This is a genomic window from Pseudomonas sp. Root569 (assembly GCF_001427465.1).
GTDB classification, from domain to species: domain Bacteria; phylum Pseudomonadota; class Gammaproteobacteria; order Pseudomonadales; family Pseudomonadaceae; genus Aquipseudomonas; species Aquipseudomonas synxantha.
Window position 1 is genome coordinate 147,979 of the sequence record NZ_LMGQ01000007.1, and the last position, 14,294, is coordinate 162,272.

At 62.3% G+C, this 14,294-nt stretch carries 9 protein-coding genes; all 9 read left to right on the forward strand.

What is annotated here, in order from left to right:
- The first annotated feature begins 70 nt into the window (after positions 1 to 70).
- The 9 genes from ASD70_RS08685 (at position 71) to ASD70_RS08725 (ending at position 14,267) form a co-directional block, all read left to right on the forward strand.
- A complete protein-coding gene (locus tag ASD70_RS08685; protein ID WP_056846211.1) occupies positions 71 to 1,930 on the forward strand; it encodes an extracellular solute-binding protein in 1,860 nt (619 codons plus the stop codon).
- The gene (locus ASD70_RS08690) at positions 1,930 to 2,988 is read left to right on the forward strand and encodes a microcin C ABC transporter permease YejB (protein ID WP_056846212.1); all 1,059 of its coding nucleotides are present in this window, start codon (positions 1,930 to 1,932) and stop codon (positions 2,986 to 2,988) included. Before ASD70_RS08685 ends, ASD70_RS08690 begins: the two co-directional genes overlap by 1 nt.
- On the forward strand, positions 2,988 to 4,010 hold the full coding sequence (locus ASD70_RS08695; RefSeq protein WP_043050504.1) for an ABC transporter permease: 1,023 nt from the start codon (positions 2,988 to 2,990) through the stop codon (positions 4,008 to 4,010). Before ASD70_RS08690 ends, ASD70_RS08695 begins: the two co-directional genes overlap by 1 nt.
- 10 nt (positions 4,011 to 4,020) lie before the next feature.
- Positions 4,021 to 5,592, forward strand: coding sequence for an ABC transporter ATP-binding protein (locus tag ASD70_RS08700; RefSeq protein ID WP_056846213.1), 1,572 nt, complete (start codon positions 4,021 to 4,023; stop codon positions 5,590 to 5,592).
- Between the two features lie 22 nt (positions 5,593 to 5,614).
- Positions 5,615 to 7,018 (forward strand): sigma-54 interaction domain-containing protein, encoded by a 1,404-nt coding sequence (locus ASD70_RS08705; protein ID WP_056846214.1) that lies wholly within the window; start codon positions 5,615 to 5,617, stop codon positions 7,016 to 7,018.
- 281 nt (positions 7,019 to 7,299) lie between these two features.
- The gene (locus ASD70_RS08710) at positions 7,300 to 8,691 is read left to right on the forward strand and encodes a GntP family permease (protein WP_056846215.1); all 1,392 of its coding nucleotides are present in this window, start codon (positions 7,300 to 7,302) and stop codon (positions 8,689 to 8,691) included.
- 7 nt (positions 8,692 to 8,698) lie between these two features.
- The gene (locus ASD70_RS08715) at positions 8,699 to 9,472 is read left to right on the forward strand and encodes a 3-hydroxybutyrate dehydrogenase (RefSeq protein WP_046068490.1); all 774 of its coding nucleotides are present in this window, start codon (positions 8,699 to 8,701) and stop codon (positions 9,470 to 9,472) included.
- 162 nt (positions 9,473 to 9,634) lie between these two features.
- Positions 9,635 to 11,590 (forward strand): acetoacetate--CoA ligase, encoded by a 1,956-nt coding sequence (locus ASD70_RS08720; RefSeq protein WP_056846216.1) that lies wholly within the window; start codon positions 9,635 to 9,637, stop codon positions 11,588 to 11,590.
- 139 nt (positions 11,591 to 11,729) lie between these two features.
- The gene (locus ASD70_RS08725) at positions 11,730 to 14,267 is read left to right on the forward strand and encodes a PAS domain-containing hybrid sensor histidine kinase/response regulator (protein ID WP_056846217.1); all 2,538 of its coding nucleotides are present in this window, start codon (positions 11,730 to 11,732) and stop codon (positions 14,265 to 14,267) included.
- The last annotated feature ends 27 nt before the right edge of the window (positions 14,268 to 14,294 follow it).

Sequence of the window (14,294 nt, forward strand, 5' to 3'; positions counted from 1 at the left end):
ATGACTGGCGATGCCCCGGCCGTTAGCGTACAAATCCTTATTCTTCTTCACCCGGCGCTCAAGGCTGATAATGCGATTGGCTTTTTCATCTCTGCTCTCTTCCACCCTGGCCCTGTTGTTGGCCAGCACCGCGGTGATCGCGGCCCCGCAAACCTACCTGACGGTCTACGGCGAGCCGGCCAAATACTCTGCCGGTTTCAGCCATTTCGACTATGCCAACCCCGATGCGCCCAAGGGCGGCAGCCTGCGGCGTTCGGCGCTGGAGGTCGGGCGGTTCGACCATGTGCTGCCGTATATCGACAAAGGCATCGGCGTTTCCCAGATCGACGGCTGGGTGTATGCGCCCCTGGCCCTGCGCTCGCTGGATGAGCCCTACACCGTCTACGGCCTGGTAGCAGAAAAGATGGAGCGCGCCGACGACGGCCTGTCGCTGCGCTTTTACCTGAACCCCAAGGCGCGTTTTGCCGATGGCACGCCGATTACCGCCGAAGACGTGCGCTACAGCTTCGACTTGCTGATGACCCAGGGCAGCCTGCGCTTTCGCACGTTGTTCGCCGACGTCAAGCAGGTCGAAGTCGAAGGCGAGCGCCAGGTGCGCTTTGATTTTTCCAGCAACGAGAACCGCACCCTGCCCCTGGATATCGCCACCTTGCCGGTGTTCCCCGAGCACTGGTGGAAGACCCGTGACTTTGCCAATGGTGGCGGCTACGAAGCCCCACTGGGCAGCGGCCCGTACAAGGTCAGCAAGATCGATTCCGGCAGCACCATCACCTTTACTCGCGATCCCGACTGGTGGGGCAAGGACTTGCCGGTCAGCCGTGGCCTGTACAACTTCGATCACCTGAGCCTGGAATACTTCGGCGACACCGAGGTGGCGCGCCAGGTGCTGCGCGGCGGCGCCTACGATTTCAACCGTGAGTTTTCGGCCACCGGTTACTCCATCGGCTACAACGGCCCGGCGCTGGACGATGGCCGCCTGCAACGTGCGCACCTGGCCAAGGAGATGCCGCAACCGGCCCAGGGCTATGTGTTCAACGTGCAAAAACCGATATTCAAGGATCGCCGTGTGCGCCAGGCCCTGGCGATGCTGTGGGATTTCGAATGGGCCAATCGGCAGATGATGCGCAACCTGTACATCCGCCAGCAGAGCTACTTCTCCAACAGCCCCTTGGCGGCCACCCAGTTGCCGACCCAGGAAGAACTGGCGATCCTCGAGCCATTGCGCGGGCAGATCCCCGACGAGGTGTTTACCCAGGTGTTCAAGGCCCCGGTCACCGACGGCAGCGGTATGATCCGCGATAAACAACTGCAAGCCCTGGCCCTGCTGGAACAGGCCGGCTGGAAACCGCTTGGCGACAAGCTCGTCAATGCCGAGGGCGAACCGCTGGAGTTCACCTTCCTCAATGTCCAGAACGGCCTTGAGCGCCTGTTGCTGCCTTACAAGCGCAACCTGGCGCAGATCGGCATCACCCTCAACATCCGCCGCATCGACTCCTCGCAATACGTCAACCGCCTGATGGCCCGGGACTACGACATGATCGTCACCGGTTTTCCGGTCACCACCTCGCCGGGCATGGAGCTGTACAACTACTTCGGTTCCGCCGCCGCGTTCGATTCGGGCGCCAATAACTACATCGTGCTCAAGGATCCGGCCGTCGATACGCTGATCAATGGTCTGGTCAAGGCCAATACCCAGGCGCAGATGCTCACCTACGCCCATGCCCTGGACCGCGTGCTGCAATGGAATTACCTGTGGATCCCCAACTACTACCCGCCTGGCACCTCCGCCGCGTGGTGGAACCGTTTCGGCCGCCCGGCCATCGAGGCCAGGAACGACGAAGCCTTGGAAACCTGGTGGGAGGTCAGCCCCACGCCGCTGACCAATGAGCAAATGCAAGCCGAGCTGAAAAAACGCGGAGGGGCCCGCTGATGCTTGCCTATATCCTAAGGCGCCTGCTGCTGATCATTCCGACGCTGGTGATCATCCTGCTGGTGAACTTCGTGATCGTGCAAGCGGCGCCCGGTGGGCCGGTGGAACAGGCCATCGCCCATCTGCAAGGCATTGGCGGCGGTGGTGTCGCCGGCGCATCCGGCGAAGGCATCAGCGGCTCGCGGGCCAGCCGCGGCCTGGACCCGAAGCTGATCAAGGACATCGAAAAACAATACGGCTTCGACAAGTCCGCGCCGGAACGCCTGTGGCTGATGCTCAAGAACTACGCCCAGCTGGATTTCGGCAACAGCTTCTTTCGCGGCGCGACGGTCACCGACCTGATCCTGGAAAAGATGCCGGTCACGATTTCCCTTGGCCTGTGGGCGACGCTGATCACTTACCTGGTGTCGATCCCCCTGGGCATACGCAAGGCCGTGCGCCATGGCAGCAGCTTTGATATGTGGAGCAGCACCGCCATCGTGATCGGTTATGCGATGCCGGCGTTCCTGTTTGCGATGTTCCTGATCGTGGTGTTCGCCGGCGGCACCTCGCTGAACTGGTTCCCGGTGCGCGGGCTGGTCTCGGAAAACTTTGCCGAGCTGAGTACGGTGGGCAAGATTGCCGACTATTTCTGGCACCTGGTGCTGCCGGTGACGGCGCTGGTGATCGGTGGGTTCGCCACCTTGACCATCCTCACCAAGAACTCTTTCCTCAATGAAATCACGCGCCAGTACGTGGTCACCGCCCGCGCCAAGGGCTTGAGCGAACGCCGGGTGTTGTACGGGCATGTGTTCCGCAACGCCATGTTGCTGGTGATCTCGGGTATTCCCCAGGCATTCATCAGTGTGTTCTTTGCCGGCTCGCTGCTGATCGAAGTGATTTTCTCCCTCGATGGCCTGGGCCGCATGAGCTATGAAGCCGCTGTATCCCGGGACTACCCGGTGGTGTTCGGATCGCTGTTTATCTTCACGCTGTTCGGGCTCTTGATAAAGCTCATCGGTGACCTCTGCTACACCCTGGTGGACCCGCGTATCGACTTTGCCGCGAGGAACGCCTGATGCTTAACCTGTCTCCCGTAGCTCGTCGGCGTTTCGAGCGGTTCAAGAAAAACCGTCGCGGCTGGTGGTCACTGTGGTTGTTTATCGGTCTGTTTATCCTGACCCTGGGCGGCGAGTTGATCGCCAACGACAAACCGCTGGTGCTGAGCTTCAAGAACGAGCTGTATTTCCCGGTGTTCAAGCGCTACACCGAGCAACAGTTCGGCGGGCAACTGCCCTTCCAGGCCGACTACCGCAGTGACTACGTGCAAAAGCTGATCAAGCAGGACGGCGGCTGGATGCTGTTCCCGCCGATTCCATTCAGCGACGACACGCCCAACTACGAATTGACCCGCCCTGCCCCGAGCCCACCGTCGGCGGTGAACTGGCTGGGCACCGATGACCAATCCCGCGATGTGTTGGCGCGGGTGATCTTTGGCGCGCGAGTGTCGATCCTGTTTGCCCTGGCCTTGACCGCCATCAGTGCCGCCATCGGCATCGCCGCCGGAGCCTTGCAGGGTTACTACGGCGGCTGGGTGGACTTGCTCGGACAGCGCATTCTCGAGGTGTGGTCCGGTCTGCCAGTGCTGTACCTGCTGATTATCCTGTCCGGATTTGTGGAGCCGAATTTCTGGTGGCTGCTGGGGATCATGGCGCTGTTTTCCTGGCTGGCCCTGGTGGACGTGGTGCGTGCCGAGTTCCTGCGCGGACGCAATCTGGAATACGTCAAGGCGGCACGGGCGCTGGGCCTGGGCGACGGCAAGATCATTCGCCGGCATATCCTGCCCAATGCCATGACCGCCACCTTGAGCTATTTGCCGTTCATCCTCACCGGGGCGATTTCGACCTTGAGCGCCCTGGACTTTCTCGGCTTCGGCATGCCTGCCGGCAGTGCTTCGCTGGGTGAGCTGATCGCCCAGGGCAAGCAGAACCTGCAAGCGCCGTGGCTGGGCCTCACGGCGTTTTTTACCCTGGCGCTGATTCTGTCGCTGCTGGTGTTTATCGGCGAGGCGTTGCGTGACGCCTTCGACCCTCGCTCATGAGTAATTGCCTATGAACCTGATCGAAATCCGCGACCTGTGCGTCGCGTTCAGCGGCCAGACCGTGGTGCGCAACCTGAGCCTGGACGTACGCCCCGGCGAGTGCTTGGCGCTGGTGGGTGAGTCGGGCTCGGGCAAGTCGGTGACGGCCCATTCGATCCTGCAACTGCTGCCCGAAGCCGGCACATTGAGCACCGGCTCGGTGAAGTACCGTGGCCAGGAGCTGATGGGCGCGTCGCCGGCCACCCTGCAAAAGCTGCGCGGCAACCGCATTGCGATGATCTTCCAGGAGCCGATGACCTCCTTGAACCCGCTGCACAGCATCGAAAAGCAGATCGGCGAAACTCTGCTGCTACACAAGGGCCTGGGCGGCAAGGCGGCGCAGGCGCGCATCCTCGAACTGCTGGAACTGATGGGCATCCAGAAGCCCCAGGAACGGCTCAAGGCCTACCCGCACCAACTGTCCGGCGGTCAGCGCCAGCGGGTGATGATCGCCATGGCCCTGGCTTGCGAGCCGGAGCTGCTGATTGCCGATGAACCCACCACAGCGCTGGATGTGACCGTGCAGCGCAAGATCCTGCTGCTGCTCAAGTCCTTGCAGCAACGCCTGGGCATGTCACTGCTGCTGATCAGCCATGACCTCAACCTGGTACGCAGCATTGCCCAGCGTGTCTGCGTGATGCGTGCCGGCGAAATCGTTGAGCAGGCCGACTGCCAGACACTGTTTACGGCCCCGCAGCACCCCTACAGCCGCCTGTTGCTGGACGCCGAGCCGACGGGCGATACGCTGTGCGGTGATGAGCGCGAGACGGTGTTGCAGGTGGATGACCTGAGCGTGAAATTCCCCCTCAGTGGCGGATTGTTTCGGCGCAAGACCTACCTGCATGCAGTGGACGGCATCAGCCTCAGCGTGCAACGCGGCAAGACCTTGGGGATCGTCGGCGAGTCCGGCTCGGGCAAGTCCACCCTGGGCCAGGCGATCCTGCGCTTGCTCGACTCCAGCGGCAGCATCCGCTTCCAGGGCGAGGCCCTCGACCCACTTAACCATCAGCAGATGCGCCCATGGCGCAAGCAGATGCAGGTGGTGTTCCAGGACCCCTATGGCAGCCTCAGTCCACGCATGTCGGTGCAGCAGATCATCAGCGAAGGCCTGGAAGTGCATGCACCCTGCAGCCTGGCCGAGCGCGATGCGCAGGTGATCCAGGTGCTCAAGGATGTGGGCCTCGACCCCGCCAGCCGACATCGCTACCCCCATGAATTCTCCGGCGGCCAGCGCCAGCGTATCGCCATCGCCCGCGCCCTGGTGCTCAAGCCGGCGTTGATGCTGCTCGACGAGCCCACATCGGCCCTGGACCGTACGGTGCAGAAACAAGTGGTGGCGCTGCTGCGTGAACTACAGGACAAATACGGCCTGACCTACCTGTTTATCAGCCATGACCTGGCCGTGGTCCGCGCCATGGCCCATGACCTGATCGTGGTCAAGGATGGCAAGGTGGTGGAGCGCGGTGCCAGTCATGCTGTGTTTGAATCACCCCAGCATCCCTATACCAAAGAACTGCTGGCTGCAGCGCACATCCCTTTGTGATGATTAACAGGATTCTGCCTCCATGAGCACTAGCCTCAAGGACTACCAGCAAGTCCGCGGCCTGGCCATCCAGTCGCTGTTCGAGATCATCGAGCAGTCCAGCGAAGGCACGGTCATCGTCGACCGCGATGCGAATATCGTCTGGATGAACGAGCGCTATGCCAAGCGTTTCGGCCTCAAGAGGGCCGATGAAGCCATCGGCCAGCCCTGCGAACAGGTGATTTCCAACAGCCTGTTGCGCCAGGTGGTGCGCAACGACCAGCCGATCCTGCTGGATATCCAGGACACACCCAAAGGGCCGCTGGTGGTGATGCGCCTGCCGATCCACGACGATGCCGGCGCGGTCATCGGCGCGATTGGCTTTGCGCTGTTCGATGAGCTGCGTAACCTGTCGCCGCTGATCGAGCGCTACCTGAGCATGCAGCAGGAGCTGGCTTCGACGCGCTCGCTGCTGCGTTCGCGGCAAAGCAAATACAACTTCGCGCACTTTATCGGCACCAGCGCCGCCAGCCTCGAGGTCAAGCGCCGGGCGCGGCGCAGTGCGAGCGCCGAGTCACCGGTGTTGCTGCTGGGGGAGACCGGCACCGGCAAGGAACTGCTCGCCCAGGCCATCCACGGCGCGTCACCGCGGGCGCACAAAGCCTTTGTGAGTATCAACAGCGCGGCGATTCCCCATGACCTGCTCGAGGCCGAGTTCTTCGGCACCGCCCCCGGCGCGTTTACCGGCGCCGACCGCAAGGGCCGCCCCGGCAAGTTCCAAATCGCCCAGGGCGGCACACTGTTCCTCGACGAAATCGGCGACATGCCGCTGCCGCTGCAAAGCAAACTGCTGCGGGTATTGCAGGAAAAGGAATTCGAACCGGTGGGTTCCAACGAGATGCTGCACAGCGATGTGCGGGTGATTGCTGCCACGTCCATGGACCTGGAAGCCGCGATCAAGCGCGGCGAGTTCCGTGCGGATTTGTACTACCGCCTCAATGTACTGCCTATTCAAGTGCCGCCGTTGCGCGAGCGCCTGGAAGATATACCGGCGCTGAGCGAGGCGATCCTCGAAGAGCTGCGCAGCCAGCATGAGCTTGATGGTGAGGCCTTGGCGTTGTTGGCCCAGCATGCGTGGCCGGGGAATATCCGCGAACTGCGCAATGTGTTGGAGCGGGCGGCGTTGTTGAGTGATGACCTGGTATTGAACGCCAGTGAGATTCGCGCAGCGATTGGCACGTTCAGCCCGGTGGCCCGTGGCACGGTGGCGGCGGTCGAGGATGAAACGTTCGCGGCGGCGCGGGAGCGGTTTGATCGGCAGGTGATTGGTGCGGCGTTGAGGATGTGCGAAGGCAATGTGGTGGAGGCCGCCAAGCGGTTGGGGCTGGGGCGGTCGACCCTGTACAAGAAAATGGTAGCGCTGGGCCTCACCCATTCTCCAAATTGAGACAGCAATCTCAATAAAAAGACAATCCAATGTGGGAGGGGGCTTGCTCCCGATAGCAGTGTGTCAGGTTGAGCATCTGTACCTGACCCACTGCTATCGGGAGCAAGCCCCCTCCCACATTAGGTAATTGTTTGTCTCCAAATAGAGATAAAATTTCAAAGTGCTGTTAAAGATCCTGAAAATATTGTTGTTTTTCAATTAGTTAAAAACATGGCACATATCTAGCTATAGCTCTTCCCACCGTTTCACCCACAACAATAACAATCCGATGGAGACACACCATGAGTGTGATCATTGCCCTGGCTGCGCTCGCGCTGCTGATGCTGGCGGCCTACCGTGGCTATAGCGTCATCCTGTTTGCCCCCATTGCCGCCCTTGGTGCGGTGCTGCTCACCGACCCGTCCGCCGTGGCCCCTGCCTTTACCGGGGTGTTCATGGAAAAGATGGTGGGCTTTATCAAGCTGTATTTCCCGGTGTTCCTGCTTGGCGCAGTGTTCGGCAAGCTGATCGAGTTGTCGGGTTTCTCACGTTCCATCGTCGCCGCTGCGATCCGATTGCTGGGCACGCGCCAGGCGATGCTGGTCATCGTGCTGGTCTGCGCCCTGCTCACCTACGGCGGCGTGTCGCTGTTCGTGGTGGTGTTTGCGGTGTACCCGTTCGCGGCGGAGATGTTCCGCCAGAGCAATATTCCCAAGCGCCTGATCCCGGCGACCATTGCCCTTGGCGCGTTCTCGTTCACCATGGACGCCCTGCCCGGCACGCCGCAGATCCAGAACATCATCCCCAGCACCTTCTTCAACACCACTGCCTGGGCCGCACCGTGGCTGGGGTTGATCGGCACGATCTTTGTGTTCTGCGCCGGCATGCTCTACCTGGCGCGCCAGCGCAACAAGGCCCAGCGAGCCGGCGAAGGCTATGGCACCGAGCTGCGTAACGAGCCGGAGACGGCTGAAAACCTCACCCTCCCCAACCCCTGGATCGCGCTGTCGCCGCTGATCCTGGTGGGGGTGATGAACCTGCTGTTTACCCACTGGATCCCGCAGTGGTACGGCAAGACCCACAGCCTCAGCCTGCCAGGCATGAGCGCGCCGGTGTCCACCGAAATCGCCAAGCTCACCGCCATCTGGGCGGTGCAGGCGGCGTTGCTGGTGGGGATTATCGTGGTGTTGGTGTTCGGCTTTTCCGCAATCAAAAGCAAGCTGGCCGAAGGCAGCAAGAGCGCGGTAAGCGGTGCGTTGCTCGCCGCCATGAACACCGCTTCGGAATACGGCTTTGGCGCGGTGATCGCCTCATTGCCAGGCTTTCTGGTACTGGCGGACTGGCTCAAGGGCATCCCCAACCCGTTGGTCAACGAAGCGATTACCGTGACCTTGCTGGCCGGTATTACCGGTTCGGCTTCCGGCGGCATGAGCATCGCCCTGGCGGCGATGTCCGAGAGCTTTATTTCGGCGGCCCACGCGGCCAATATCCCCCTTGAAGTGCTGCACCGGGTCGCGGCCATGGCCAGCGGCGGCATGGACACCCTGCCCCACAACGGCGCGGTGATCACCCTGCTGGCGGTCACCGGGCTGACCCACCGCGAGGCCTACAAGGACATTTTCGGCATCACCATCATCAAGACCCTCGCGGTGTTCGTGGTGATCGGTACTTTCTACGCCACTGGCATTGTGTGAGGTTTTCATGACGACTTTGAATGGCAAGACCGCCCTGGTCACCGGCTCCACCAGCGGCATCGGCTTAGGCATAGCCTTGAGCCTGGCCAAGGCCGGTGCCAGCCTGATCCTCAATGGCTTCGGCGACGCCAGCGCGGTGATCGCCCAGGTGCAGGCGTTTGGCGGCAAGGTCGGGCACCACCCGGCAGACGTCAGCGACCCGGCGCAGATTGCCGACATGTTCGCCTACGCCGAGCGCGAGTTCGGCGGCGTCGACATCCTGGTCAACAACGCCGGCATCCAGCATGTGGCGGCGGTGGAAGACTTTCCAGTGGAACGCTGGGACTCGATCATTGCCATCAACCTGTCCTCGGTGTTCCACAGCACACGCCTGGGCTTGCCGGGCATGAAGGCCAAGGGCTGGGGGCGCATCGTCAACATCGCCTCGGTGCACGGCCAGGTCGGCTCAGTGGGCAAGGCCGCGTATGTGGCGGCCAAGCATGGGGTGATTGGCCTGACCAAGGTGGTGGGTTTGGAGACTGCCACCAGCAACGTGACCTGCAACGCCATCTGCCCGGGCTGGGTGCTGACGCCGTTGGTGCAGAAGCAGATTGACGACCGGGTGGCCACGGGGGTCGACCCGCAGCAGGCGCAGCAGGATTTGCTCGCGGAGAAACAGCCGTCTCTGGAGTTCGTCACGCCTTCGCAACTGGGCGAGCTGGTGTTATTCCTGTGCAGCGAGGCCGGCAGCCAGGTACGTGGCGCCGCGTGGAATATCGACGGCGGCTGGCTGGCCCAATAACCCTCCCAGACACCGGAGATCAAAATGTGGGAGGGGGCTTGCTCCCGATAGCGGTGGTTCAGTTACAGACGTTTGCCTGACACACTGCTATCGGGAGCAAGCCCCCTCCCACATTGGAACTCTATTGTTTGGAAGACCGATACAAGAACAAGAGATTTCGCTATGTCCGACATCCTCTGGCAACCCTCCCCCGAACGCATCGCCAACACGCGGATGGACCAGTTCCGGCGCTTTATCAATGATCGCCACGGCCTGCAGCTCCACGACTACCCTGCCCTGCACCAATGGAGCATCGACCAGCGCCCGGACTTCTGGCAGGCGATTGTCGCGTTCTTCGACGTGCAATTTCGCAGCCCACCCACCACGACCCTGGTCGAGGGCGCTGAAATGCCCAGCGCCCAGTGGTTCCCCGGCGCGACCCTGAACTTTGCCGAACACTTGTTGCGCCGCCGCGACGATCACCCCGCCGTGGTGGCCATCAGCGAGGACGGCCAGCGCGAACAACTGAGCTATGCCGAACTGGCCGCCCACGTCGCCGGCCTGCAACGCAGCCTGCGGGCGGCAGGTGTGGGCATCGGCGACCGGGTGGCGGCGTGCATGCCCAACACCTGGCAAACCCTGGTGGGCATGCTGGCTACCACCAGCCTTGGTGCAATCTGGTCATGCTCCTCGCCGGACTTCGGCACCCAGGGCGTGATCGACCGCTTCGGCCAGATCGAACCCAAGGTGCTGATCACCTGCGCCGGCTACCGCTATGCCGGCAAGGCCATCGACCAGAGCGCCAAGCTCAATGAAATCCTCGAACGCCTGCCGTCCCTGCAACAGTTGATCATCGTGCCCTACGCTCAGCCCCAGGCGCAGGTCGGGGACTACCGCACCCAAGCCCGGGTCGCGCTGTGGAACGACTTTTACCAAGCTGGTGGCGAGCCCGAATTTGTCGCGGTGCCGTTCGATCACCCGCTGTATATCCTTTACTCCAGCGGCACCACCGGCGTGCCCAAGTGCATCATCCATGGTACCGGCGGAGTGCTGCTCACCCACCTCAAGGAGCACGGCCTGCATGCCGACCTCGGCCGCGAGGACTGCCTGTTCTACTACACCACCTGCGGTTGGATGATGTGGAACTGGCTGGTGTCGGTACTGGCGCTCGGTGCCACCGCGGTGCTGTACGACGGCTCACCGTTTCATCCCGGCCCCGAGCGCTTGATCGACCTGATCGATGCGGAAAAAATCAGTGTGTTCGGCACCAGCCCCAAGTTCCTTGCGACCCTGGAGAAAGCCGGGTTGCAACCGCGCCTGAGCCACGACCTGAGCAGCCTCAAGGGCCTGATTTCCACCGGCTCGCCGCTGTCGCCCCAGAGTTATGACTATGTGTACCGCGAGATCAAGGCCGAGCTGTGCCTGTCGTCGATGTCCGGCGGTACCGATATCGTCTCCTGCTTTGTGATTGGCAATCCGGTACTGCCGGTGCGGCGCGGTGAGATGCAGTGCAAGAGCTTGGCCATGGCCATTGAAGTATGGGACGACCAGGGCCGACCACTGCTTGGGGAGAAAGGCGAACTGGTGTGCACCCGGCACTTTCCCGCCATGCCCATCGGCTTGTGGAACGACCCGCACCAGCAAAAACTACGCGCCTCTTATTTCAGCCAGTTTCCCGGTGTGTGGGCCCAGGGTGACTACGCCGAGCAACGCGCCAATGGCAGCCTCTTGATCCACGGGCGTTCGGACGCGGTGCTCAACCCCGGCGGCGTACGCATCGGCACCGCCGAGATTTATCGCCAGGTGGAAAAACTCCCCCAGGTGCTGGAAAGCCTCGCCATCGGCCAGCGCTGGCAGGACGATGTGCGCGTGGTGCTGTTTGTGCGTCTCGATGATGGAGTCGAGCTGGCTGAGGCGCTGCAACAGCAGATCCGCCAGGTGATCCGCGCCAATACCACACCGCGCCACGTACCGGCAAAGATCCTCGCTGTCACGGATATCCCCCGCACCATCAGCGGCAAGATCGTTGAATTGGCCGTGCGCAACGTGGTGCACGGGGAGCCGGTGAAGAACACCGATGCCCTGGCCAACCCCCAGGCGCTGGACCAGTTTCGCAATCGGGCTGAACTGGATTATTAGATGAAAGGTTTCAGCGCTGACGCAGCGTTTTGAAGAAAAACCCTCAAGACATGTTATTTTTCGGGGGTAGTCACCCGTTGTTATCCCTTGGGACAATGGGTGTTGTCATATTTCAAAGCGTCATGCTCAGGGCTTTTTCATGAATGGAACATCCACCGGTAGCGAAGCCGCTGCATTGATCAAGCGGCTGGACTGGGCGCAAAGCCCCCTCGGTGAGGCCACTGATTGGCCGCAGAGCCTGCGCACCGCCGTCGATATCGTCGTGCATTCCCCGATGCCGATGGTGCTGCTGTGGGGCCCGCAACTCACTCAACTCTACAACGACGCCTTTGCCCTGCTGGTGGGCAACAAGCACCCCGGCGCCCTTGGCCAGCCGGCGCACCATACGTGGCCTGAGCTGGAAAGCTTCGCCGGGCCGGTCTACGACGCGGTCCTCAGCGGCCAGGTGCGCACCTTCAGCGAGCAGCGCTTCGTGGTGCAACGCCAGGGCCGCGACACCGACATCTGGCTCGACTTGACCTACAGCCCGGTGCGCGATGAAAGCGGCCTGGTGGCCGGTATCCTGGTCACCGCCATCGAAACCAACGAGCGGCGCAGCAAAGCCCTCGAACTGCAGCAGCGCTCCGAAGAGAGCCTCAAGGCCCAGCACAGCACCGAGCAGCGCCTGCAACTGGCCCTGGCGGCGACCGATGCGGTAGGCACCTGGGACTGGGATATCGGCGAAGACCGCTTTATCGCCGACGCCCATTTCGCCCACCTGCATGGCGTCGACCCCAATGACGCCGGCCTGTTGCCCATCAGTGCCTACCTGCAAGGCGTGCACCCCGAAGACCGTGGCATGGTGGCGCGCAGCATCAAGCATTGCATCACCTTTGGCACCGAATACGCCGAGGAATACCGCCTGCTGCAAGCCGACGGCCAAGTGCGCTGGGTGTTCGCTCGTGGCCGCTGCTACAAGGATCAGCAGGGCCGCCCTGCGCGGTTCCTCGGCGCCGCGCTGGACCTCACCGAGCGCAAGCACACCGAACAGGCCCTGCGCCAAAGCCAGACCGAGCTGCAATTGATCATCAACGCCATGCCGGTGCTGATCGGTTATGTCGACCATGAGCAGCGCTTTCGCCTCAACAACAGCGCCTACCTCGACTGGTACGGCATGACCCCCCAGGAGCTGTACGGCAAGACCATCCGCGAAGTGCTCGGCGACGAGGTGTATGCCGGGCGCGCAGACAAGATCGAAGCCGCCCTCAACGGCAAGGCGTGCAGTTTCATGACCATCACGCCCCATCGCGACGGTCGCCCGCGCCACGCGCTGATGAAGTACCTGCCGCGCTTCAGCAACGACGGCTCGGTCAATGGTTTCTACATCTTTGTGATTGATGAGACCGAACGCAAGCTCACCGAAGAAGCGCTGCGCCATCTCAACGAAAACCTTGAAGAACGCGTGGCCCAGCGCACCCAGGCCCTGGCCGAAGCCAACCAGCGCCTGCAAAACGAGATGTTCGAGCGCGAGCGCGCCGAAGATGCCTTGCGTCACGCGCAAAAGATGGAAGCGGTGGGCCAGCTCACTGGCGGTATCGCCCATGACTTCAACAATATGCTCACCGGCATCATCGGCAGCCTCGACCTGATGCAACGCTACATCGCCGCCGGACGCAGCGACGATATCGGCCGCTTTGCCGACGCCGCCGTCGCCTCCGCCCACCGTGCCGCGGCCCTCACCCATCGCCTGTTGGCGTTCTCGCGGCGCCAGTCGCTGGACCGGCGCCCCACCGATCCCAACCAGCTGGTGGCGTCCCTGGAAGACCTGTTCCAGCGCACCAAGGGCGCGCATATCACACTCAATGTGCGATTGGGCAAGGACATCTGGCCGGTGAACACCGACGCCAGCCAACTGGAAAACGCCCTGCTCAACCTGGTGATCAACGCCCGCGATGCCATGCCCGATGGCGGCGAGTTGCTGATCGAAACCGCCAACAGCTATTTGGACGGCACCGACATCACCACCCTGGAGCCGGTCAAGGCCGGCGACTATGTGATGCTCGGCGTGAGCGACAATGGCAGCGGCATGGCGCCGAAAATCCTCGCCAAGGCCTTCGATCCATTCTTCACCACCAAGCCCATCGGCCAAGGCACCGGCCTGGGATTGTCGATGATCTATGGATTTGCCCAGCAGTCTGGAGGCCATGTAACCATCCAGAGCGAACCGGGCCAGGGCACCTGTGTGCGCCTGTACCTGCCACGCCTGTATGGCACCGCGCTGGAAAGCAACCTGCCCGCCAGCCTGGCCGAAGCCCCCGTGGCCCAGGCCGGTGAAGCCGTGGTGGTGGTCGAGGACGACCCGGCGGTGCGCATGCTGGTGGTCAACGTGCTCAATGAGCTGGGCTATACCGCCCACCAGGCGGCGGATGCCCGCGCGGCGCTGCCGCTGCTGGAGTCGGACCTGCGCGTCGACCTGCTGGTGACCGACGTCGGCCTGCCGGGCATGAACGGTCGGCAACTGGCAGAAATCGCCCGCCAGCATCGCCCGGTCCTGCGGGTGTTGTTCATGACCGGTTATGCCGAAAAAGCCGCTGAGCGCCAAGGCTTCTTGGAAGACGGCATGGACATGGTGGCCAAGCCGTTTTCCATCGACCTGCTGGCCACTAAAATCCGCAGCATGCTCGGCGTCGAGACATGAGTTCAGGCATAATCGCGCGCCGTCGCA

What these genes read in the sequence shown, in the direction of transcription:
- ASD70_RS08685 (WP_056846211.1), top strand. Translation starts at nt 71, where the DNA reads ATGCGATTGGCTTTTTCATCTCTGCTCTCTTCCACCCTGGCCCTGTTG.
- ASD70_RS08690 (WP_056846212.1), top strand. Translation starts at nt 1,930, where the DNA reads ATGCTTGCCTATATCCTAAGGCGCCTGCTGCTGATCATTCCGACGCTG.
- ASD70_RS08695 (WP_043050504.1), top strand. Translation starts at nt 2,988, where the DNA reads ATGCTTAACCTGTCTCCCGTAGCTCGTCGGCGTTTCGAGCGGTTCAAG.
- ASD70_RS08700 (WP_056846213.1), top strand. Translation starts at nt 4,021, where the DNA reads ATGAACCTGATCGAAATCCGCGACCTGTGCGTCGCGTTCAGCGGCCAG.
- ASD70_RS08705 (WP_056846214.1), top strand. Translation starts at nt 5,615, where the DNA reads ATGAGCACTAGCCTCAAGGACTACCAGCAAGTCCGCGGCCTGGCCATC.
- ASD70_RS08710 (WP_056846215.1), top strand. Translation starts at nt 7,300, where the DNA reads ATGAGTGTGATCATTGCCCTGGCTGCGCTCGCGCTGCTGATGCTGGCG.
- ASD70_RS08715 (WP_046068490.1), top strand. Translation starts at nt 8,699, where the DNA reads ATGACGACTTTGAATGGCAAGACCGCCCTGGTCACCGGCTCCACCAGC.
- ASD70_RS08720 (WP_056846216.1), top strand. Translation starts at nt 9,635, where the DNA reads ATGTCCGACATCCTCTGGCAACCCTCCCCCGAACGCATCGCCAACACG.
- ASD70_RS08725 (WP_056846217.1), top strand. Translation starts at nt 11,730, where the DNA reads ATGAATGGAACATCCACCGGTAGCGAAGCCGCTGCATTGATCAAGCGG.